Origin of the sequence: Streptococcus oralis, assembly GCF_001578705.1 — a bacterium.
Classification (GTDB): Bacteria; Bacillota; Bacilli; order Lactobacillales; family Streptococcaceae; genus Streptococcus; species Streptococcus oralis_J.
In genome coordinates this window covers 433,711-454,074 of the sequence record NZ_KQ969038.1, presented here as the reverse complement: position 1 = coordinate 454,074, position 20,364 = coordinate 433,711, and the positions used below count along the sequence as shown (strand labels likewise).

General features: G+C 35.9%; 20 protein-coding genes and 3 tRNA genes. 7 read left to right on the top strand and 16 right to left on the bottom strand.

All coding sequences use genetic code 11. The annotated features are described in order from the left end of the window. Nucleotides 1-24: 24 nt before the first annotated feature. The 16 genes from SORDD05_RS08110 to SORDD05_RS08035 all read right to left on the bottom strand — a co-directional run bounded on the left by SORDD05_RS08110 (nt 25) and on the right by SORDD05_RS08035 (nt 16,981). Nucleotides 25-498, bottom strand: a complete 474-nt coding sequence (locus SORDD05_RS08110) for a hypothetical protein (RefSeq protein ID WP_061418817.1) — start codon at nt 496-498, stop codon at nt 25-27. A 120-nt stretch (nt 499-618) separates the two neighbouring features. Then, a complete protein-coding gene (gene ftsH / locus SORDD05_RS08105) occupies nt 619-2,577 on the bottom strand; it encodes an ATP-dependent zinc metalloprotease FtsH (RefSeq protein ID WP_061418814.1) in 1,959 nt (652 codons plus the stop codon). Nucleotides 2,578-2,592: 15 nt separating this feature from the next. Next, the gene (gene hpt / locus SORDD05_RS08100; RefSeq protein WP_061418811.1) at nt 2,593-3,135 is read right to left on the bottom strand and encodes a hypoxanthine phosphoribosyltransferase; all 543 of its coding nucleotides are present in this window, start codon (nt 3,133-3,135) and stop codon (nt 2,593-2,595) included. Between the two features lie 4 nt (nt 3,136-3,139). Then, on the bottom strand, nt 3,140-4,417 hold the full coding sequence (gene tilS / locus SORDD05_RS08095) for a tRNA lysidine(34) synthetase TilS (protein WP_061418807.1): 1,278 nt from the start codon (nt 4,415-4,417) through the stop codon (nt 3,140-3,142). Further along, entirely contained in the window at nt 4,414-5,685 is a 1,272-nt protein-coding gene (locus SORDD05_RS08090) for a serine hydrolase (protein ID WP_061418805.1), read from the bottom strand. Before SORDD05_RS08090 ends, tilS begins: the two co-directional genes overlap by 4 nt. After that, nucleotides 5,678-5,800, bottom strand: a complete 123-nt coding sequence (locus SORDD05_RS10350; RefSeq protein WP_061418802.1) for an SP_0009 family protein — start codon at nt 5,798-5,800, stop codon at nt 5,678-5,680. Before SORDD05_RS10350 ends, SORDD05_RS08090 begins: the two co-directional genes overlap by 8 nt. A gap of 4 nt (nt 5,801-5,804) precedes the next feature. Then, on the bottom strand, nt 5,805-6,173 hold the full coding sequence (locus tag SORDD05_RS08080) for a septum formation initiator family protein (protein WP_061418799.1): 369 nt from the start codon (nt 6,171-6,173) through the stop codon (nt 5,805-5,807). After that, nucleotides 6,166-6,432: an RNA-binding S4 domain-containing protein gene (locus SORDD05_RS08075; protein WP_001234973.1), complete on the bottom strand. Its 267-nt coding sequence runs from the start codon at nt 6,430-6,432 to the stop codon at nt 6,166-6,168. Before SORDD05_RS08075 ends, SORDD05_RS08080 begins: the two co-directional genes overlap by 8 nt. Nucleotides 6,433-6,489: 57 nt before the next feature. Continuing rightward, the gene (mfd, locus tag SORDD05_RS08070; RefSeq protein WP_061418795.1) at nt 6,490-9,993 is read right to left on the bottom strand and encodes a transcription-repair coupling factor; all 3,504 of its coding nucleotides are present in this window, start codon (nt 9,991-9,993) and stop codon (nt 6,490-6,492) included. Beyond that, nucleotides 9,994-10,563, bottom strand: a complete 570-nt coding sequence (pth, locus tag SORDD05_RS08065; RefSeq protein WP_061418792.1) for an aminoacyl-tRNA hydrolase — start codon at nt 10,561-10,563, stop codon at nt 9,994-9,996. 73 nt (nt 10,564-10,636) lie between these two features. Next, a complete protein-coding gene (gene ychF / locus SORDD05_RS08060; protein ID WP_001218700.1) occupies nt 10,637-11,752 on the bottom strand; it encodes a redox-regulated ATPase YchF in 1,116 nt (371 codons plus the stop codon). Nucleotides 11,753-11,836: 84 nt separating this feature from the next. Beyond that, nucleotides 11,837-12,031, bottom strand: coding sequence for a DUF951 domain-containing protein (locus SORDD05_RS08055; protein ID WP_000285183.1), 195 nt, complete (start codon nt 12,029-12,031; stop codon nt 11,837-11,839). 64 nt (nt 12,032-12,095) lie between these two features. After that, nucleotides 12,096-13,232 carry a DNA polymerase III subunit beta gene (gene dnaN, locus SORDD05_RS08050; protein WP_061418789.1) on the bottom strand — a complete coding sequence of 379 codons (1,137 nt, stop codon included), beginning with the start codon at nt 13,230-13,232 and terminating at the stop codon, nt 12,096-12,098. 158 nt (nt 13,233-13,390) lie between these two features. Next, nucleotides 13,391-14,752 (bottom strand): chromosomal replication initiator protein DnaA, encoded by a 1,362-nt coding sequence (gene dnaA, locus SORDD05_RS08045; protein WP_061418787.1) that lies wholly within the window; start codon nt 14,750-14,752, stop codon nt 13,391-13,393. Nucleotides 14,753-14,974: 222 nt separating this feature from the next. After that, a complete protein-coding gene (locus tag SORDD05_RS08040; protein WP_061418784.1) occupies nt 14,975-15,733 on the bottom strand; it encodes a ParB/RepB/Spo0J family partition protein in 759 nt (252 codons plus the stop codon). Between the two features lie 57 nt (nt 15,734-15,790). After that, on the bottom strand, nt 15,791-16,981 hold the full coding sequence (locus tag SORDD05_RS08035; RefSeq protein WP_061418780.1) for a serine protease HtrA: 1,191 nt from the start codon (nt 16,979-16,981) through the stop codon (nt 15,791-15,793). 183 nt (nt 16,982-17,164) lie between these two features. Here SORDD05_RS08035 and rlmH point away from each other — a divergent pair, with 183 nt between their 5' ends. The 7 genes from rlmH (at nt 17,165) to SORDD05_RS08005 (ending at nt 20,355) form a co-directional block, all read left to right on the top strand. Then, complete coding sequence (rlmH, locus tag SORDD05_RS08030; protein ID WP_061418777.1) at nt 17,165-17,644, top strand: 23S rRNA (pseudouridine(1915)-N(3))-methyltransferase RlmH; 480 nt, start codon at nt 17,165-17,167, stop codon at nt 17,642-17,644. A 43-nt stretch (nt 17,645-17,687) separates the two neighbouring features. Further along, nucleotides 17,688-17,761 (top strand) — tRNA-Arg (locus SORDD05_RS08025). Nucleotides 17,762-17,926: 165 nt separating this feature from the next. After that, entirely contained in the window at nt 17,927-18,055 is a 129-nt protein-coding gene (gene comC, locus SORDD05_RS09920; RefSeq protein WP_081102474.1) for a competence-stimulating peptide ComC, read from the top strand. 11 nt (nt 18,056-18,066) lie between these two features. Then, a complete protein-coding gene (gene comD, locus SORDD05_RS08020) occupies nt 18,067-19,404 on the top strand; it encodes a competence system sensor histidine kinase ComD (protein ID WP_061418773.1) in 1,338 nt (445 codons plus the stop codon). After that, complete coding sequence (comE, locus tag SORDD05_RS08015) at nt 19,401-20,153, top strand: competence system response regulator transcription factor ComE (protein ID WP_000866080.1); 753 nt, start codon at nt 19,401-19,403, stop codon at nt 20,151-20,153. The genes comD and comE overlap by 4 nt, the downstream gene beginning before the upstream one ends. Nucleotides 20,154-20,204: 51 nt before the next feature. Next, nucleotides 20,205-20,276 (top strand) — tRNA-Glu (locus SORDD05_RS08010). A gap of 5 nt (nt 20,277-20,281) precedes the next feature. Continuing rightward, a tRNA-Asn gene (locus SORDD05_RS08005) sits at nt 20,282-20,355 on the top strand. Nucleotides 20,356-20,364: the final 9 nt, after the last annotated feature.

The window sequence follows — 20,364 nt, the reverse complement described above, 5'->3', positions numbered from 1 at the left end:
GGGATTTTTTGACTATTTTCAGTTTTACCTAAAATCACTGAACACGATGCTTAATTCTCTCAGAAGGTTCTTTCTACCTTTGAAGCATTCTCCTCCCATCAGACGATCAAGTTGTTCTTGTTTTTCTTTAACCTGACTTGCTCTGTAATTCTTTAGAAGCTCATGAAAGAGATAATAATCATCCAGCCTAAGACCTTTTTCTCCTAGACGATGACTGATTTCACTTACCTCTTCATAGGGCTCTTTATCGAAACGGCGCTTATGACTTTCCTGTTTGCGGATGTAGTCCAAGATACGATTTCGGAATTTGGTTTTAAAGCAGACATATAGTCGATGGCGCTCACCCTCTAGTAACTCTGGATGGTGATCCACTAGCTCATACAGGCACATCATTCCCTCCTGGTCCCAGTCCTCTTTCTCCCACAGATGTAAATGGTATTCTTTGCGGCACTTGTTTACAATCCCTTTACTTTCTTCATACAACTCTTTCAGATTCATAGACCTCTCCTTTCTACCTTTAGTCTAGCAGAAAGCATCCAGCCTTTGATCTTCTTCTCCTCTTCTGTTCCCTTTCCACTCTCAACTGCACACAAAAAGAGAGGCATGGCCTCTCTGGGGTTATTTTTCTTCACTCATTTTTGATTTTACTTCATCATAAGATAGTGCATGAGATTCCTCTTCTACAGTCTCAGGCATTTTTCCTGTTTCGTAAAGAGATTTAATCTGTGTACTATCCAATGTTTCGTATTTCAACAAGGCTTCTGCAATCAACTTGTGGGTTTCACGATTTGATTGAATAATTTCAGCTGCTTTGTTTCGTGCTTCATTTAATAATGAACGCACTTCCTCATCAATCTCATAGGCTGTTTGCTCTGAAATTGATTTTTGAGGACTTTGTGCACCAAACATAGCATGATTTCCTTCGTATTGAACTGGGCCAAGTTTTTCACTCATACCATATTCAGTGACCATTGCACGCGCCATCTGAGTAGCTTGTTCAAAGTCATTTGAAGCTCCTGTAGTTTGGACATTAAAGATAATCTCTTCAGCTACACGACCACCCATCAAACCTGCCAATTGCTCTTTCATATCTTCTTTAGAAAGAAGCATTTGATCTTCTTTAGGAAGTGCAATCATGTATCCGCCTGCACGTCCACGTGGCACGATGGTCACTTTATGAACAACACGAGCATTTGACAAGACTAAACCAACAATTGTATGTCCAGCCTCGTGGTAGGCAACCAATTCACGTTCTCTTTGTGATACTGTTTTATCTTTCTTAGATGGACCAGCAATCACTCTGTCCTCTGCCTCATCAATATCTGAAGCATCAATGACTGACTTGTTGCGACGGGCTGCAACCAAGGCGGCCTCGTTTAGAACATTTTCCAAGTCAGCACCAACAAAACCTGGGGTTTGTTGAGCCACTAATTTCAAATCAACATCATCTGCTAGAGGTTTGTTTTTAGCGTGAACTTTCAAAATTGCCTCACGACCTTTAACATCAGGGCGACCAACCAAGACTTTTCTATCGAAACGTCCTGGACGGAGAAGAGCTGGATCTAGAACATCTGAACGGTTTGTCGCAGCGATAACGATAATTCCTTCATTGCCCTCAAAACCATCCATTTCAATCAAGAGTTGGTTCAAGGTTTGTTCACGTTCATCATTTCCTCCACCGAGGCCGACACCACGTTGGCGACCAACAGCATCAATTTCATCGATAAAGATGATAGCTGGCGCTGCTTTTTTTGCATCCTCAAAAAGGGAACGAACACGACTTGCACCAACTCCGACAAACATTTCTACAAAGTCAGAACCTGAGATGCTAAAGAATGGAACTCCTGCTTCCCCAGCAACTGCCTTAGCAAGTAAAGTCTTACCTGTCCCGGGAGGTCCCTCCAAAAGAACACCCGCAGGAATACGCGCACCAAGCTTTGTAAATCGTTTTGGATCTTTTAGGAATTCAACAACTTCGACTAATTCTTGTTTTTCTTCCTCGGCACCTGCAACATCTGAGAATCGTACCTTGATATCTTCTTTGTTAGCAGCTTTGGCCTTGCTACGTCCAAAACTCATTGGATTTCGACTATTATTTCCTCCCATATTTCCCATCATAGAAAATAGGAAGAAGAAGAGAATAGCAAATGGCACAACAGAGACAAGGATATTGATCCACATACCACTTGAACTCTCATGTTTAACCGTTACCTCAGCCTGATGTTCAGAAGCAAGTTTTTGCAATTCTGAAACTGTTGAATCCGACGGAAGAATGGTACTTGAGAATCTTTCTACTTTTGTAGCAGTAGGAGTGAAAAATTGAATCCCTGTTTCTTCTTTACTAGTCTTAGGATTTTTATAAACACCAGACACCTCAATGATGCTACCATTTGGCTGATAGGTCAATTCTTTTACATTGTCTGCTGTAATTTCTTTTACCAATTCTGTATAGTTAATTTTTTCGCTTCGTCCAGCAGTATTTCCAGAGTAAAAATACTGGAACCCTGTCACAAGGAAGAAGATAATTAACAAGTATAGAAATGGATTTCTAACTAAACCATTATTTTGTTTTTTCATTAAAGAATGCTCTTTCTAATTTGAATAAACTTCCTCTTTCAACACTCCAACATAAGGAAGATTACGATAATTTTCTTTGTAGTCCAAACCATATCCTACAACAAACTCATTTGGAATAGTAAAGCAAGTATAATCCGCTTCAATTTCAACAACACGTCCCTCTGGTTTGTCCAACAAAGTCGCAATTTTAACCGAAGCTGCCTCTCTTGCAATAAACATATCTTTCAAATTCTTCAAAGTTTGACCTGTATCGATGATATCTTCTACAAATAGAATATGTCTTCCCTTGATATCTTGAGTCACGTCTTGCTTGATATTGATCACACCACTACTTGCTGTTCCACCATGGTAGCTAGATACCATCATGAAGTCCATCTCAATATGCGTATCAATATGTTTGACCAATTCAGCCATAAAAGGAATCGATCCTTTCAAAATTCCAACAAGAATTGGATTTTTCCCCTCATATTCTTTTGTTAGTTGCGCACCTAGCTTTTTAGCTGCTTCTGTAATTTCATCATGTGAAACGAGGATTTTTTTAATATCGTGTTCTAACATCTTTTTACCTATCTATTTTTTCTATATAAAGTACAGTGTTCATTATATCATTTTTCGTGTTTTTACTCAAATCACTGATAGCAATTCCTAAAATTGAGACAATTTCTCCAAATTGCTCAATAATAGGGGTTGTTTTTCGTTTTTCAATAGGGATTTTCAAATCTATAAATAAACGTCTCAGTTTCTTTCGATGCCCATTCAGAATAAGAACATCGCCAGATTTTCGACATCTAATATATACAGGTGTTTCCCGTGAAACTATTATTTTTTGAACAGCGTCCCCTTCAATAGGAATGCCAAAGGAAAATAAATGACCCATATATCGAACTTGATTTTGATAGTGTAACACAAGTTCATCTTCCTTTTCATCAGCCTGTGGACTGATTTTGCAAACTCGAAAATATTGATACTCTTTTATCAATTCATAGCCATTTTTAAGAGAATGACGATACTGACTTTTCGTTGCTAAAATCTGTCGAACTTCAGCAAACTGAGCCTTCGTCAGATTTAAGTCTGGAAATTGATTAAGATAGTTCTGGAGCAAGACTCCTTGAGTTTGTTGTGAGAATGAAAAGAGCTCATTCAAATCTTCCACATCAATCTGTTTAGAAAGCTCCGTTATGGCTACTTGGTAATCTGAAATCTCCCTTCCTAAATCTAAAAGGGCGGATTTAAGACGAGGATTTTCTTTTTCAAGTTCTGGTAAATACCTATTCCGAATGCGATTGCGAAAATAGGTATTTTCCTGATTTGTTTGATCTTCGAAATGAACAATTGGTGGAAAATCCTTTTTATGAAAATGCAACAAGGGACGGAGGATTTCAATATCATCAACTACTTGACTTTCTTTTATTCCTGTCAAATGACGTAGCCTACTTCCGCGAATGAACCGCATCAAAATCGTTTCAACCTGATCATCTGCATGGTGGGCAGTGACCAAGGCAGTCGCTCCAACCTCTTTCATGATTTTTCTAAAAAAATCATAGCGAAACTCTCGAGCACGCGCTTCTGAAAAGTCTCCTGAAAAACTTGTGATATAAATAGGAAGTTCAGCTGCATCAGCTAACTTCCTTAGTTCATTTTCCTCCCAGTCAGACTCACTTCTCTGCTTGTGATTGACATGTGCTACAATCAGCTCAATTTCCAACTCATTTTGATAAGTAGACAATAGATGGAATAAAAACATCGAATCCAATCCACCAGACAGAGCTAATACGACCTTAGAATGTTTTTTGAAATACTCTTTTTGGAGAAAATGATTTAAAAAATCCTGCTCCCTCATTTTAGAACCTCATAGACATCCTTGGCTATCTTAGCAATGGTGTCATAATCAGAATTTTTAGTGAAAATAGAGAGAACGAAAGGTGAGTCTGTAAAGACAATGGCAGTATCATGTTTGAACTCGTCAGCATCTCCAATTTTATGAGCTACCTTAACCGAAACACCTTTCGCAATTCGTTGGTTATCAAAATTCGTCTTGCTTAGAGACTCTAGTACAAAGCCATTCTGATTATAAATAGCTTCCATGACCTTTCCAGCCATTTTTGAAGAAGTCAATTTATCATTCACATCCCAATCTTCACCCATAATGGTAGACATTTTTTCTTTAAAAGCCCCGTCAGATTGATTGGTCACATAATAACCCAAAATATTATGAGCAACATTGTCAGACTCCTTTGTTACCTTAGTAATTAATTGTTGGAGGCTGTAGTCTTTGTTGTCTCCTGTTTTAGGTAAACTACCGCTACCTTCTGGTTTATAGGATCCGGGAAAGCTATTTACCTCTGGGATATACTTGAAGTTACTGTTCAGCGTATATTCCCCTTGATTTATCTTATCTTGAGCGTAATAAAGATAGGCTAGCTTCAAGATGCTGGCCGCATAGAGTTTGCTGTCTTCATTCACCCCAGCTTCTTTTCCTGTACTCAGCTGTTTAACATAAATAGAATAATTTTCATTCTGATAGTTGTTTGATAAAACTTCTTGAACCTTCTGGATACGATTGTCTTCTTCTGAGACGAACTCTTTGGATACCCACCCAACTTGATCAATATGAAGAAATTCTTGTCCCTCAGCAAAGAGGGTTCTATCCACTGTTACGCGTTGATAGGGAGAGAGGGATGAAGAAATTTCTTTAGCAACATAAGGACTGTTATAGATGACAAAACCCGGGTCCAACCATACTTGTCTATTTTGAGTTTGAACTTGACTTTGATCATAGACTAAGCGCTTATCTGCAAGGATAAACTGGTGATTGTCTAATTTAAAAACAGGAATACCTTGTCTATTCAAACGCCATTCTACGATTTTAAAGGTTGTTCCAGGAGTCAATTTACCAGACTCCTTTACAAGATCTTCATTAGAATAGACAGCTGTTTCTCCATAAACCATTGGCGATTCAAGGGCTTCTTTATAGTAAAATCCATGATCAGACTCAGTTAGATAATAAATTTCTTGTGAAGAGTAAGGAAGCTGTTTTTCCGTGCTAACTACTCTTGAAGTTATGATAAAAACAGATAGTAGTGATAACACTACTAAGAACTTACGCATTCTTCCCTTCCCTTTCTTCTTGTACTCGTAATAAATGATTTTTAGTTGCTAATTCCTCTAATTTTTCATCTGATAAACTTAAAAACTGCTCAACAACTTCTAATAAATTTTCCATGACTTTACCTCGGAAGCAAATCAGGAATTGTATAAATTGCTTCTCGTTTCTTTGAGTAATAGTACTTGGCGCGTGCATATTTTGCTACATAGTCTTCATCTTTCAACTTTGCAGCAAAAGCAGATTCCTTATCCTTTTCATCACTAAGAGTTTTGTACTGCTCTTTCAACTCTGTCAATTGCTGACGACGTTGTAATAACTGATTATAGCTTTGGGCCAAGTTATAAGTTGGTAAAATAAACAACAAAATCATCAAAATAAGAACCCAACCCATAAAGCGATTCCTCTTTTGTCTTTCCTTCATCAGGTAACGACGACGTTGGTGCTCATTTTGAATAAAAGGATTGTTCATCTGTACAATATTTTTAGACATTTTCTTCTACCCGTGTTTCACTGATAATTTCATACATGCCTGCTGCATCTTCTTTTTTCGTACTATCTTTCATCTCTAGTACTTTAACAAGCAACAACTTATTTCCAAAGCGAATTTCAACTTGGTCATCAACTTTCAAATCCGTTGAACTTTTGGCCAAGATTCCATTCACCTTGATTCTACCTTTATCTGCTACTTCTTTTGCGACTGTGCGGCGCTTAATAATTCGTGATACTTTTAAATACTTGTCTAATCTCATTTTTATTACCTCAAATTATTATTGTACCATTTTTATCCTTTTTATAGAAGAAAAATGTCAAATAAGATTTGCTTCCTTTGATTCTTTTATCTCTAATAAACTTTCTCCAAAAATCAGCAAACCTTCTAAAATTTCATAATCCTTCTTGTTTCGGACATCGAATACGACTTCCATTAATCCCTTATTCTCAGCTATAGCTGCCTTTAAGTTCGTTGCGGATAAGGCTTTAAAATAATCTTGAGCCAAGAATAGTCGTTGAGTGACTTTTTCAAATTGAACTGTAATCTTATTTTCCTTTCTTTCCACACGTTCTACAAATACCTTGTCAAAATATGACTTGACCAAACCAATCTCTAAAAGATATGCTACTACATCTGGGTATTCTCCAAAGCGATCCATCAATTCTTCTTGTAGTTCTTCGTAGTTGACACGATTGTCAATTTGACGAATTTTTTTGTAAATTTCAATCTTATGTCGTTGATCAGAAATATATGTGTCAGGAAGATAAGCATTAATTTGTAAAATCAACTCAGCATTTCCTTTGGTTCTTTTGTTCCCATTGGCGTTACGTTTAGCAATAGCTTCCTCTAGTAACTGCGAATACAATTCAAAACCAACAGAATCAATGAAACCAGACTGGGACTTTCCTAGGAGATTCCCTGCTCCGCGAATAGAAAGATCTCGCATCGCAATCTTAAATCCTGACCCTAATTCTGTAAATCCCTTAATCGCTTCTAATCTCTTCTCAGATACTTCACTGATTGATTTTTCTGGACGATACATAAGATAGGCATAAGCAATACGATTACTACGACCGACTCTTCCTCTTAATTGATACAAGGTTGACAAGCCCATATGGTCTGCATTTTCAATAAATAAGGTATTGGCGTTCGGAATGTCGACTCCTGTTTCAATAATAGTAGTTGTCACCAAAATATCATATTGTCCTTCAATAAAGTCCAATAAAGTGTTTTCCAACTGAATTTCACTCATTTGTCCATGAACATACCCAATCGAAGCCTCTGGAATCAACTCCTGTAACTCTGAAACCTTCTGGTCAATCGTGTCAACTTTATTGTAAAGATAGTAAACTTGACCTCCACGCTCCATTTCACGCAAGACAGCATCACGAACCACACTATCATTCTTTTCTAAAACATAAGTTTGCACTGGATAGCGATTGGTTGGAGGAGTTTCAATAACAGACAAATCTCGGATGCCCAGCATAGACATGTGGAGAGTACGAGGAATTGGCGTTGCTGTCAAGGTTAGAACATCTACTTGTTTTTTCAGTTCTTTCAAAGTTTCCTTATGCTTGACACCAAATCGTTGTTCCTCATCAATAATCATCAATCCCAAATCTGAAAACACAACATCTTTTGATAAAACACGATGCGTTCCAATCAAAATATCGACTTGACCATTTTTTAATTTTTCAAGTGTCTCTGCCTGCTCTTTTTTACTTCTAAAGCGACTCAACACATCAATATTAACTGCAAAATTTTGGAATCGTTCCTTAAAATTGGTATAGTGCTGTTGAGCTAAAACCGTCGTCGGAACTAGAACGACCACCTGTTTGTGATCATTGACAGCCTTAAATGCTGCACGCATTGCAACCTCAGTCTTCCCAAAACCAACATCCCCAACTAAAAGTCGATCCATGGGATGAGAATCCTGCATATCTCTCTTAATTTCCTCAATACTACGAAGTTGATCATCCGTTTCAACATAAGGGAAGGCATCATCAAAAGCATGTTGATCATCATCATCAGCTGAGAAAGCAAAACCCTTCAACTGACTACGCTCAGAATAGAGTTTAATTAAATCGTCAGCTATATCCTCTACCTGGTTCTTAACTTTTTGCTTGACCTTTTTGAAATGACCATCATTTAATTTATTAAGTTTTGGCGCTTTACCATCACTTGAAACGTATTTAGACAATAGATGAATCTGTTCTACTGGGATGGAGATTTGATCCCCATTTTGGTATTGAACACTGACATAATCACGGTGGATCCCTTTGATTTCAATTGTTTCAATCCCTAGATATTGACCAATTCCATGGATATGGTGAACAACGTAGTCCCCTTTTTCAAGTTCATTATAATCTTTTAATCGCTCTGCATTTGACGTATGTTGTCTTCGAAAACGACGTTTTAATTTCTTTTGAAAAATCTCATGTTCAGTAATCAAGAGAATTTTTTCATCTACAAAATGAAAACCATGTCTTAGATTACCCTCAATCAAGTTTACAGATTCTTTACAGATACTTGACTTATCTCTAGAATCCAATTTGATCTGGTATTCCTCTAAAACATCCTCCAATGTTTTACTTCCCATTGAATTGCTAGACTGCAAAACAATGGTGTAGTCCATTTTTTTGTATCGCTCAATTTCTTCTTTAAGAAAAGAGAACTGATTGAAAAATTCTTGCATAGGGTATTGATTAAATTGATAAATGTGATCAAACTTGAGATTCCCTAAACCCTTTTGAAGATTAGAAAAAAAGGTCACTGGACTTCGTTTTTTATAGGTTTGCTCTGTATCTGCAAAATACTGCATCTCAGAAAATGATTTACCATTCTGTAAATCTTCTGTAAAGTATTGCGCTAATTCTCTTTCAAGGGCTTCATACTGATTCATCAATTTTTGATAGTCATCAAAGAATACTGGTGTATCTTTTTCAATATAATCAAATACAGTCCATGTTTTATCATAACATAAGGACAAAAACTTTCGACTATCTGAATGTACTTGTTTTTGATGAAAACTTGACAAAATTTCTTCTAAATAGGATTTCAAAATCGGCGATTGAGTCTTCGAAATTTGCTTTTCTAAAGCTGACTGACCTCGTTGATAATCCTTTTCTCTCAAAAGCATATCACTAGCTGGAAAGATGGCAAGTTCTGTTTGATTTTCCTTCGATAATTGTGTCTCGACTTCAAAAGTACGAATACCATCTACTTCATCACCAAAAAACTCAATTCGGAAAGGTTCTAACTGAGACATCTCAAAAATATCTAAAATATCTCCTCGAATACTAAACTCCCCTTGAGTCTGTACTTGAGTAACTTTTCGATAACCGATTTCCTTTAATTTGTGAATAAGGTCATGTTGGTCAGATTCTTCACCAACTGCAATTTTTATAATACTTTCTTTAAATCTAGTCGGAGAAGGTAAAATCAATCGACTCGCTGCGATATTACAAACTAAAATCCCTTTCTTAGACGGATCACTAAAAAAACGCAAAGCTTCAACCCGTGAGATGATTTTTTCTTGTGAAGACATCAAAAACTCTACCATAGGAGAGTCATCTACCAAAAATGGATAGACTAATTCCTCTCCTAAGATAGAAAGAAGATCACTGATAATTCGTTCCGCTTCTCCATAAGTCGATGTCAATAACACAATCTTATTTTCTTTTTTTAGACTACTTGCAATTGCAAGAGCCTTGGTAGAAGTTGACAGACCTAGTATTAGTTGTCTTTTCTTATCTGTAAGATTTTGATGCCATTTTTTTATCTGATTATTTTCTGAGAATAAATCTAATAAAGTCACCATTTAGCCATTATACCTCTGCATTGTTTTCTCAAAGTTTTTCTCTTGTAAATAGTAATTTACAGCATCGTCAACCTTGTCAATTGACTGTAAAATACCTACATAGTCATCCTGATCAAACTTACTTAAAACATGGTGAACAACTGACATACCTTTTTTAGGTCTTCCAATACCTATTTTAACACGGTTGAAGACCTGAGTACCTATATGTTGAATAATAGACTTGATACCATTATGGCCACCTGCTGAGCCCTTTGATCTTAAACGAATTTTCCCAACTTCCATGTCAAGATCATCGTAAATGACGAGTAAATCTTCAATATCCAAACCATAGTAAGTCAATAAAGCATGAACAGCTTTCCCGCTTTCATTCATAAACGTCGTTGGTTTGACAAGATAAATTTTTTCGCCATTAAGGAAAAAAGATGCTAGGTCAGCTTGAAATATCTTGTCGTGTGTAAAGGTGACATTTTGTTTTTTAGCTAGTTGGTCAATCAACATAAAGCCAACATTGTGTTTGGTTTCAAAATATTTATCCCCTGGATTTCCCAATCCTACAAGTAATTTGGTCATTTATTTTTCCTTTCAAAAGCCAAAAGGGTTGGAATTTTTTTCCAACCTAATTGACACTATTTGTTAAATGTTATTAGACATTAAAGCGGAATTCCATGATATCGCCATCTTGAACGATATATTCTTTTCCTTCTTCACGCAAGCGTCCAGCTTCCTTTACAGCTTTTTCAGATCCGTATTTCACTAGATCCTCATATGACATGGTTACTGCACGAATAAAGCCTTTTTCAAAGTCTGAGTGGATAATACCAGCTGCTTGAGGAGCTTTCATGCCACGCTTAAAGGTCCAAGCGCGAACTTCTTTTTCACCAGCTGTGAAGTAAGTTCCCAGTCCAAGTAAGTGGTAAGCTGCACGAGTCAACTTGTCAACGCCTGATTCTGTCAAGCCAAGTGCTTCAAGAAACTCTTGCTTATCTTCATCGTCTAACTCAGAAATTTCTTCCTCAGCACGCGCGGAAATAACAACTACCTCTGCATTTTCTGTCGCTGCAAATTCACGAATTTGTTTGACATAGTCGATAGAGTCTGGATCTGAAACCACATCCTCATCCACATTGGCAACATAAAGAACTGGTTTAGTGGTTAAAAGGAAGAGGCCTTTAACAACCTTTTGTTCCTCATCTGTGAACTCAATGGTACGAGCTGATTTTCCATCTTCAAGAACAGGCTTAATCTTTTGAAGGACGTTGAATTCTGCCACAGATTCCTTATCTTTTTGCGTGCGTGCCATCTTTTCTACACGCGCATAGCGTTTATTAACTGATTCTAAGTCAGCAAGAATCAACTCCAGGTTAATGGTATCAATATCTGCAAGTGGATCCACAAAGGCGTCTTCACGTCCTTGCTCGCGCATAACATTTTCATCATCAAAAGCACGAACTACGTGAACAATCGCGTCCACTTCACGGATATTGGCCAAGAATTTATTTCCTAAACCTTCTCCTTTTGATGCGCCTTTTACAATCCCTGCAATATCTGTAAATTCAAAAGTTGTTGGAACTGTCTTTTTAGGAGTAATCATTTCCGTTAGTTTTTGTAGGCGTTCATCTGGAACTTCTACCATCCCAACATTTGGATCAATAGTCGCAAATGGGTAGTTTGCTGCCTCTGCTCCTGCTTTTGTAATTGCATTAAAAAGGGTTGATTTACCAACGTTTGGCAAACCAACGATACCTGCTGTTAAAGCCATAGTTTCTCATTCTCCGTTCTCATTTCAATCCCTAACATTATAACACAAAAAGGGAAAACTTGCTAACTCTCTAACTAAGGGTTCTTAGTCAATAATCTTATTCATTTTTCGTTCAAAATCATGGCGACTCATCATGACAAGGTGGTCACAATTACTACATTTGATTTTGATATCTGCCCCTACACGTGTAATTTCCCAACGATTGGCTTTTTTACCTGTTGACTTAATTGTACAAGCATGTGGTTTTTTCATCTCAACAAAATTTCCAACTTGATACATACTACTCTCCTTTTCTTTTTCGATTATATCATAAAAGAGGCGAGCTAGGCTCAACCTCTTTCACTTAATTTGTTCGAACTGGTGTGATAAGCTGCATGAAATCTTCGTCAGTATCTGCTGGTACAAGAGTAAATGGACGAACAGCTGAGATAAAGCTAATAGTCACCTTTTCGCTATTTAAAGCCTTGAGAGAATCAATCAAGTAAGTCGGGTTGAAACTAATGGTCAAATCATCCCCAGTCACCTGCTCCGTATCGATTTCTTCGTTTACTTTACCAACTTCTGGAGAGTGAACATGGGCACTAACAACTCCACCTTTAATTTCAAGCTTCACAGTACCATTTTGAGTCGCACTTGATAAAAGACGAGCACGCTCCATTGACTGACGCAAGTTTACCACATCAAAAGTAATTGTTGTGTTAAAGTCTGTTGGAATCAAACGATCCGTATCAGGATAGTTTCCTTCTAGGAGACGAGTGTAGAAGCTAATATTTTCGCTTCTAAAGAGGATTTGATTATTGGCAAAGAAAATCTCCACAGTTTCAATATCATCCGTGAATACAGCTGAAAATTCGCGTAGAGAGCGACTAGGAATCACCACATCGAAATCATCGCCATTTTTTTCAAGAGTCAATTTTTTCTGGCTAAGGCGATGAGAGTCTGTTGCAACTGTTTTTAGTTCCTTGTGTTGGCTCAATACGAAGTGAACACCTGTTAAAATTGGACGACTTTCTTGCGTACTTGCAGCAAAAGCTGTTTCATTGATAATTTTCTTGAGTAGTTTGGTTTCAAGAACCAAAGGAGTGCTTGCTGAAATTTCTTGGATTCGTGGATATTGTTCGCTATCTTTTCCTTTTAGGGTGATTTCTGATTTTCCACTTGTTAAGACAATTTGTTTTTGTTCAATTTCTTTGAAATCTAGCGTTATATCTGGAAGACTAGATACAACATTGATAAAGAAAGAAGCTTCAAGAAGAATCGAACCTAAGGAAGTAATCAAAAGACCTGCATCTTCATTCTTTTGAGAAATGAAATTTTCAATGGAAATTTGACCATTTGATCCAATTAAAGTAATTCCTTCATTGGTAACATCAATTTTGATGGTTGATAAAATTGGAATAGCATTTTTGGAGCTAATTGCTCGTTTTGTGGTATTTAAGGCTTGTAGAAATAAATTTTTATTAATTGAAAAATGAATCATGGATTCTCCTTTATTTATTTTTAGTATTAGAAGGATAATAGAAATAATAGGGTGTGTGAATTCTGTGGAAAACTGATTTCTATTTAATGACTTCAAGCTTTTTAGCTTGTTTAAAAAATGTGGATAAAAAAGATAAGAAAGGAAAAGTTATCCACAAGCTACTTAATTTTCTTTTTGATTGCTTCTATTTCTAAACGTAAATTATCGTCTTCGTCAATCAAGGATTTAATTTTAGCATGGGCATGAATAACGGTGGTGTGATCCTTTCCTCCGAATTCTTTTCCGATTTTTGGAAGACTATTATCTGTCAGTTCTCTAGCTAGATACATAGCAACTTGACGCGCCAAAACTATGTTTTGAACTCGTCTCGTCCCCTTCATTTCTTTGACACTCACTCCATAAAAATTACCAACTTCAGTTTGGATTTTGTCAATTGGAATGACTAGCAGTTGGCTAACATCTTGTTTGCGAGCTCTGATAGCTTCAGCAGCGATATCAATAGTGATGTCTTTAATCTTCTTTACTCTGGCAATTAAAGTGATATCGTTGATTGCTCCTTCAAGTTCTCGAACATTTGAATCGAATTGACCAGCTAGGTATTCTAGTGTATCGCTTTGAAAATTATAGTCCAAATGTTCCGTTTTACTTTGAAGAATGGCGATACGTGTCTCAAAGTCAGGTGGTGTGATATTTTGAGTCAAGCCCCAGCTAAAGCGCGTGACAAGTCTTTCCTCAAGGCCCTCTAAATGTTTAGGACTTCGGTCACTAGTCAGAACGATTTGTTTTTGATTGCTATGAAGAGCATTGAAGGTATTGAAAAATTCTTCTTGAGTTGCAACCTTTTTACCACTGAGAGATTGGATATCATCAATTAGTAAGAGATCAAGGCTTCGGTAAGTTTTTTTAAATTTTTCCATTTCCCCAAGTCTCAGGTGTTCAAGAAAATCATTGATAAAACTTTCAGCAGGAATATACTTAACCCGAGCTTCAGGAATATTTTTTAGAATTTCATTTCCGATAGCATTCAGTAAGTGGGTTTTCCCTAGTCCAGGACCACCATAAATGAAAAGGGGATTATAAGTCAAGGCGAGGTCTTCGGAAACAGCCAGAGCAGCAGACTTAGCCCAGATATTCCCATCTCCTTGAATAAAGTTATCAAAGGTATATTTTTCCTTCAATCCTGTTTCAGAATATGGAATAGCAAGATTGGTCTGTGAAGCAACATAATGATTGCTATTTTCAGAATCCATGACATAGGTTGAAGATTCTTCCTCAGGCTTTGTTAAGACAAATTGAGTTTTTATTTCAGTATCATAAACTTCAAAACCAGCAGCTACAATGATATCTTTGAGTTGTTTTTTCCAAACCATTTCCATTTCAGGTCTAGGTAAAAAGATAGTAGCTACATTTCCCTCCACTTTTATGAGTTCAGCAGGTGTGGCGTAGAAATCGTACATAGAACGTGTCAATCTTTCTTGAGCTAATTCCAAGATTTGATTCCAAAATTGTTTTTCTTTCACCGATTATCCCCTCCTTTGCTATATTTGATGTAAAAAGGTTTACTGTTAGACTTATTTTACCATAGATGCTACCATTTTTCCACAATCTGTGGAAAAGAATCCACAATGTTTATATTTTTTATCCACAGATTGGGGATAAATAGCAAAAACCTTGATTTAGTAAGTCTTTTGCTAAAAAAATTAGTGGATAAAATTGTTGATTAAGAAAATAAAAGAACAGCCTTATTGCAGGCTGTTGATAATTCTGTCATATTCTTCTTGACTTGAAAAAGAAATAACAATCTTTCCAGTATCTTTTGTAGAAAGTTTAATTTCTACATTCAATCCAAGTTGTTTTTTTAATTTATCTTCCTCATCTTTAATGAAAGAATCAATTTTTTTCTGCTTCTTTTGTTTTTTCTCTGTAAGAAGTGCTTCTAACTTTCTCACAGAGATATCTTCATTTTTGATTAGTTGAAAGAAATATTCCTGTCGCTCTTTATCCAAACCAACTAGTGAACGTGCATGAGCTTGAGAAATTTTTCCATTTTCTACTTCAGATAAGATATGCTCTGGTAGGGAAAGCAAACGAATAAAATTAGTGATATAAGGACGAGATTTTCCCATTTTATCCGCTATCTCAGTGTGAGTAAATCCTTTTTCTACCAAAGATTCGTAGGCGCGTGCCTCTTCAACCGGATTCAAGTTTTCTCTCTGTAAATTCTCAATGATAGACTGAATCATCATTTCCTGATCTGAGAGGTGTTTCACAACGGCTGGAATAGAAGTCAGACCAGCCAAGAGAGAAGCCCGATATCGTCTCTCTCCTGCAAGGATTTCATAACCAATTACAGGAGATTGACGAACGATGATGGGTTGGATGACCCCATTTTCTTTGATTGACTCAGCCAATTCCCTTAGTTTATCTGCATTAAATTCTTTTCGAGGTTGATAGGGATTTTTTTGTATTTCCGAGATAGAAATCATTTCAAATTTTTCCATGATTCTACACTAACATATCTTTTATTATATGTAAAGTTTTCTTTACACTGATGTCAATTAAGATTCTAAATCACTTGTACTTTTATCTAGTTTAACAGTTGTAGTCTCCTCTTTCCCATTCCGATAGTAGGTGATTTTAATGGTGTCTCCGATAGAATGGTTGTAAAGAGCACTCTGTAAATCTGTTGACGAAGAAATCTCCTTGTCGTCAACTTTGGTAATAACGTCGTATTTTTCAAGGTGACCAGATGCAGGCATATTACTTTGAACAGATTTTACCACTACACCAGAAGTTACGCTACTTGGAATATTGAGTTTTCTAAGATCACTAGCTCCAATATTAGCTAAATTAACCATTTGAATTCCAAGAGCAGGGCGAGTCACTTTACCGTCACTTTCAAGCTGTTTAATAATATTTTGAGCATCATTTGATGGGATTGCAAAACCAAGACCTTCGACAGAGGTTCCACCATTACTTGCAATTTTACTTGATGTAATCCCGATAACTTGGCCCTGAATGTTTACAAGTGGACCACCAGAGTTACCAGGGTTAATAGCAGTATCTGTCTGAATAGCTTTTGTAGAAATCGCTTGACCATCTTGAGATTTTAGAGAGACATTTCGATTGAGACTTGAAATGATTCCTTGGGTAACTGTATTGGCATATTCTGAGCCCAGAGGACTACCAATTGCGATTGCAGTTTCTCCGACATTAAGCTTGCTAGAATCTCCAAATTCTGCTACGGTTGTGACTTTTTCTGAAGAAATTTTTACGACAGCAATATCAGAGAACGTATCAGAACCGACAATTTCACCAGGAACTTTTGTACCGTCTGCTAAACGGATATCAACTTTTGAAGCTCCTTTAATAACGTGGGTATTTGTCACAAGGTAGGCATCTTTCCCATTCTTTTTGTAAATAACACCAGAACCTTCACTTGCTACCTGTTGAGAGTCGGTATCCGTATCTGTCTCGTCATTTCCAAAAACACTATTTTGTCGATTTGATGAATAAGTGATGACCGACACAACGGCATCTTTTACCTTATTAACGGCCTGAGTTGTTGCATTTTCATTTTTGTAGGAAGTCTGAGTAACAGTGTTTGTAGTGTTATTTGTGGCTTGACTTACTTGTTTTTGATAAAGTTGCAGTGTCACAAAACTTCCTAGGGCACCACTCAAAAATCCTATCAGAATGATGATAAGAAAGGTAACTCCTTTTTTGTAAAATTTTTGTAAGTGTTTCATAAACGCCTCCGTTTGTTTTTTATTTGATTAAAGTATAAATCTATTAACTTAATTCAAGCTTAAAGGTAGAAGTTTTACACAAGTTGTGGATAACTCGCTTTTTTCTGTGAATTTGCTAGTTTTACTAGATAATTCTTTGTGAATAAGATGTGAAATAAAGTGTGAATATGTTAGAATAGAAGAATGAAAATAAAAATTGTAACAGTTGGAAAACTGAAGGAAAAATATCTTAAAGATGGCATTGCTGAATATAGTAAACGTATATCTCGTTTTGCCACTGTAGAAATCATTGAGTTAGCTGATGAAAAAACTCCAGATAAGGCAAGTGAGTCAGAAAATTACAAAATATTAGAAATAGAGGGAAATCGAATTCTTTCTAAAGTTGGAGAAAGAGATTTTGTCGTTGTGTTAGCAATTGAAGGAAAAACTCTCTCTTCAGAGGAATTCAGTAAGCAGTTAGAACAAGCTCCCATAAAGGGATTTTCTACCCTTACATTTATTATTGGTGGGAGTCTGGGACTATTCCCTGCTGTGAAGCATCGTGCTAATCTCTCTGTTAGCTTTGGACGTTTGACCTTGCCACATCAGTTAATGAGATTAGTTCTTGTTGAACAAATTTATCGTGCTTTTACCATTCAGCAGGGATCCCCTTATCATAAATAGAAGATTGACTTACCTCTTATTTTTTGATAGAATGGTCATGTTAGGTCTCATAGCTCAGCTGGATAGAGCATTCGCCTTCTAAGCGAACGGTCGCAGGTTCGAATCCTGCTGGGATCAGTACATTAGAGAAAAAGCTGGGATTACTCCCAGCTTTTTTCTTAAAAAAGTGCATTTCAGGTACAAAACAGTGCAGTTGAGAAGAAATTTTTCTTAAATAATTTTCATTTTGTATAATAGGTTTGTAAGTTAATTTACAAGAAAAACAATACAGGAGATTTTATTATGAAAAACACAGTTAAATTGGAACAATTTAAAGAAGTAACAGAGGCAGAATTGCAGGAGATTCGGGGTGGAGATAAAAGAGGATTAATGGATCTTTTCAAGCAAATTCCTATTTTTAGGAGAAAATAAAGGAGTAGAAAATGGATATTATGGTAGGAATATTAGATGCATTCTTAACTTGTGTTATAATCAGTAAAATTTATAGTCGAATTTGTGAAATTTCTAAAAAAGAAAGATATATTTTTGGTTTTATATTCTTTATATTTCAATTAATTTATGCTTTTATATTCTCTTTTATAGATTCTGATAAATTAATACTGATTTTACATTATACTTTAAAGAATTTTTATCCAATTCTATTCTATTGCTATTTTAAATTTATTAAAAAGTATGATTCCTCAAAAAATATATTTTTAAGTTTAATATTTTCACTATTGTATCAAAGTGCTCATACTTTTTTTTCCGTTACTATATCATCTATTACAGGTGACTTACTTGTAGAACAACATGAAAGATTATTCTTTTTCATAATTAATTTAATTACCTATCTTGTAATAGACAAAATTATTACCTATTTTAATCTAGAACTTAAATATTTTGACAAAGATTATCTCTATCCTTTTTTAAAAAAAGTTATAGTTGCTTTCTTCACTTTACATATTGTACTGTTTATTTCAGATATTGTTAGTACTTTTCCTCATTTAAATAGCTTTGGGAGTATTTTAGCAGCAATTATTTTTATATGTATGTTATTGTGCTTCTTTGCAATGAACTCTCATAAAGTTCAAGTTGAAAAAGAGATTGCTCTAAAACAAAAGAAATTTGAACAAAAATATTTACAGAATTATACAGATGAAATTGTGGGCTTGTATAATGAAATTCGAGGTTTTCGTCATGACTATGCAGGAATGCTTGTCAGCATGCAAATGGCGATTGACAGTGGAGATTTACAAGAAATTAACAGGGTTTACAATGAAGTCTTAGTAAAAGCAAATCAAAAATTGAGGTCAGAAAAGTATACTTACTTTGATTTAAACAGTATAGAGGACTCAGCTTTACGAAGTGTGATTGCTCAATCAATTGTATATGCACGAAATAATGATGTAGAGTTTACATTGGAAGTAAAAGATGTTATTACTAGATTGTCAATGGATTTACTTGATCTTGTTCGCATCATGAGTATTCTATTAAATAATGCTGTTGAAGGTGCTGCGGATAGTTATTTGAAACAAATGGAAGTTGCAGTCATTAAAATGGATTTTGAGACAGTTATAGTCATCCAGAATTCATGTAAAATCACTATGACACCTTCAGAGGACTTATTTGCCTTAGGTTTCTCTACCAAGGGAAGAAATAGAGGTCTAGGGCTTAATAATGTCAAAGAGATTTTAGATAAGTATGACAACATTATTTTGGAAACAGAGATGGAAGACAACACATTTAGACAAATTATTAGATTTAAGAGGGAATTTGAATGAAAGTACTAATTTTAGAAGATGTTATTGAGCATCAAGTGAGACTTGAGAGAATATTGAATGAAATCTCTGAGGAATCAAATATTCCTATTTCTTACAAGACAACAGGAAAAGTTCGTGAGTTTAAGGAATATATCGAAAATGATGAAGTAAATCAGCTTTATTTCCTAGATATCGATATTCACGGGATTGAGAAAAAGGGATTTGAAGTGGCTCAGTTTATCCGTCATCACAATCCTTATGCTATTATTGTTTTTATTACCAGTCGATCTGAATTTGCTACCTTAACGTACAAATACCAGGTATCAGCTCTAGATTTTGTAGACAAAGACATCAATGATGAATTGTTCAAAAAACGTATCGAGCAGAGTATTTTTTACACTAAGAGTATGCTGCTTGAAAACGAAGATGTTGTAGACTATTTTGATTACAACTATAAGGGAAATGATTTGAAAATCCCTTACCATGATATTTTGTATATCGAAACAACAGGTGTTTCTCATAAGTTGCGGATTATTGGTAAGAATTTTGCCAAAGAGTTCTATGGAACCATGACAGATATTCAGGAAAAGGACAAACATACCCAGCGATTTTATTCTCCTCATAAATCTTTCCTAATCAATATTGGAAATGTTAGAGAAATTGATCGAAAGAATCTAGAAGTTGTCTTTTATGAAGATCATCGCTGTCCCATCACTCGTTTGAAAGTTCGTAAACTAAAAGATATTCTAGAGAAAAAATCTAAAAAGTGATTGACAATCAGTAAGAAATTGATATAATGGTTATATCTGCTACAGATAGATGGTCCGTTGGTCAAGGGGTTAAGACACCGCCTTTTCACGGCGGTAACACGGGTTCGAATCCCGTACGGACTATTTTATCCGCCATAGCTCAGTTGGTAGTAGCGCATGACTGTTAATCATGATGTCGTAGGTTCGAGTCCTACTGGCGGAGTCAGATAAA

Coding starts and splice junctions, on each gene's coding strand:
- SORDD05_RS08110 (WP_061418817.1), bottom strand. CDS start 498: ATGAATCTGAAAGAGTTGTATGAAGAAAGTAAAGGGATTGTAAACAAG.
- ftsH (WP_061418814.1), bottom strand. CDS start 2,577: ATGAAAAAACAAAATAATGGTTTAGTTAGAAATCCATTTCTATACTTG.
- hpt (WP_061418811.1), bottom strand. CDS start 3,135: ATGTTAGAACACGATATTAAAAAAATCCTCGTTTCACATGATGAAATT.
- tilS (WP_061418807.1), bottom strand. CDS start 4,417: ATGAGGGAGCAGGATTTTTTAAATCATTTTCTCCAAAAAGAGTATTTC.
- SORDD05_RS08090 (WP_061418805.1), bottom strand. CDS start 5,685: ATGCGTAAGTTCTTAGTAGTGTTATCACTACTATCTGTTTTTATCATA.
- SORDD05_RS10350 (WP_061418802.1), bottom strand. CDS start 5,800: ATGGAAAATTTATTAGAAGTTGTTGAGCAGTTTTTAAGTTTATCAGAT.
- SORDD05_RS08080 (WP_061418799.1), bottom strand. CDS start 6,173: ATGTCTAAAAATATTGTACAGATGAACAATCCTTTTATTCAAAATGAG.
- SORDD05_RS08075 (WP_001234973.1), bottom strand. CDS start 6,432: ATGAGATTAGACAAGTATTTAAAAGTATCACGAATTATTAAGCGCCGC.
- mfd (WP_061418795.1), bottom strand. CDS start 9,993: ATGGTGACTTTATTAGATTTATTCTCAGAAAATAATCAGATAAAAAAA.
- pth (WP_061418792.1), bottom strand. CDS start 10,563: ATGACCAAATTACTTGTAGGATTGGGAAATCCAGGGGATAAATATTTT.
- ychF (WP_001218700.1), bottom strand. CDS start 11,752: ATGGCTTTAACAGCAGGTATCGTTGGTTTGCCAAACGTTGGTAAATCA.
- SORDD05_RS08055 (WP_000285183.1), bottom strand. CDS start 12,031: ATGTATCAAGTTGGAAATTTTGTTGAGATGAAAAAACCACATGCTTGT.
- dnaN (WP_061418789.1), bottom strand. CDS start 13,232: ATGATTCATTTTTCAATTAATAAAAATTTATTTCTACAAGCCTTAAAT.
- SORDD05_RS08040 (WP_061418784.1), bottom strand. CDS start 15,733: ATGGAAAAATTTGAAATGATTTCTATCTCGGAAATACAAAAAAATCCC.
- SORDD05_RS08035 (WP_061418780.1), bottom strand. CDS start 16,981: ATGAAACACTTACAAAAATTTTACAAAAAAGGAGTTACCTTTCTTATC.
- rlmH (WP_061418777.1), top strand. CDS start 17,165: ATGAAAATAAAAATTGTAACAGTTGGAAAACTGAAGGAAAAATATCTT.
- comC (WP_081102474.1), top strand. CDS start 17,927: ATGAAAAACACAGTTAAATTGGAACAATTTAAAGAAGTAACAGAGGCA.
- comD (WP_061418773.1), top strand. CDS start 18,067: ATGGATATTATGGTAGGAATATTAGATGCATTCTTAACTTGTGTTATA.
- comE (WP_000866080.1), top strand. CDS start 19,401: ATGAAAGTACTAATTTTAGAAGATGTTATTGAGCATCAAGTGAGACTT.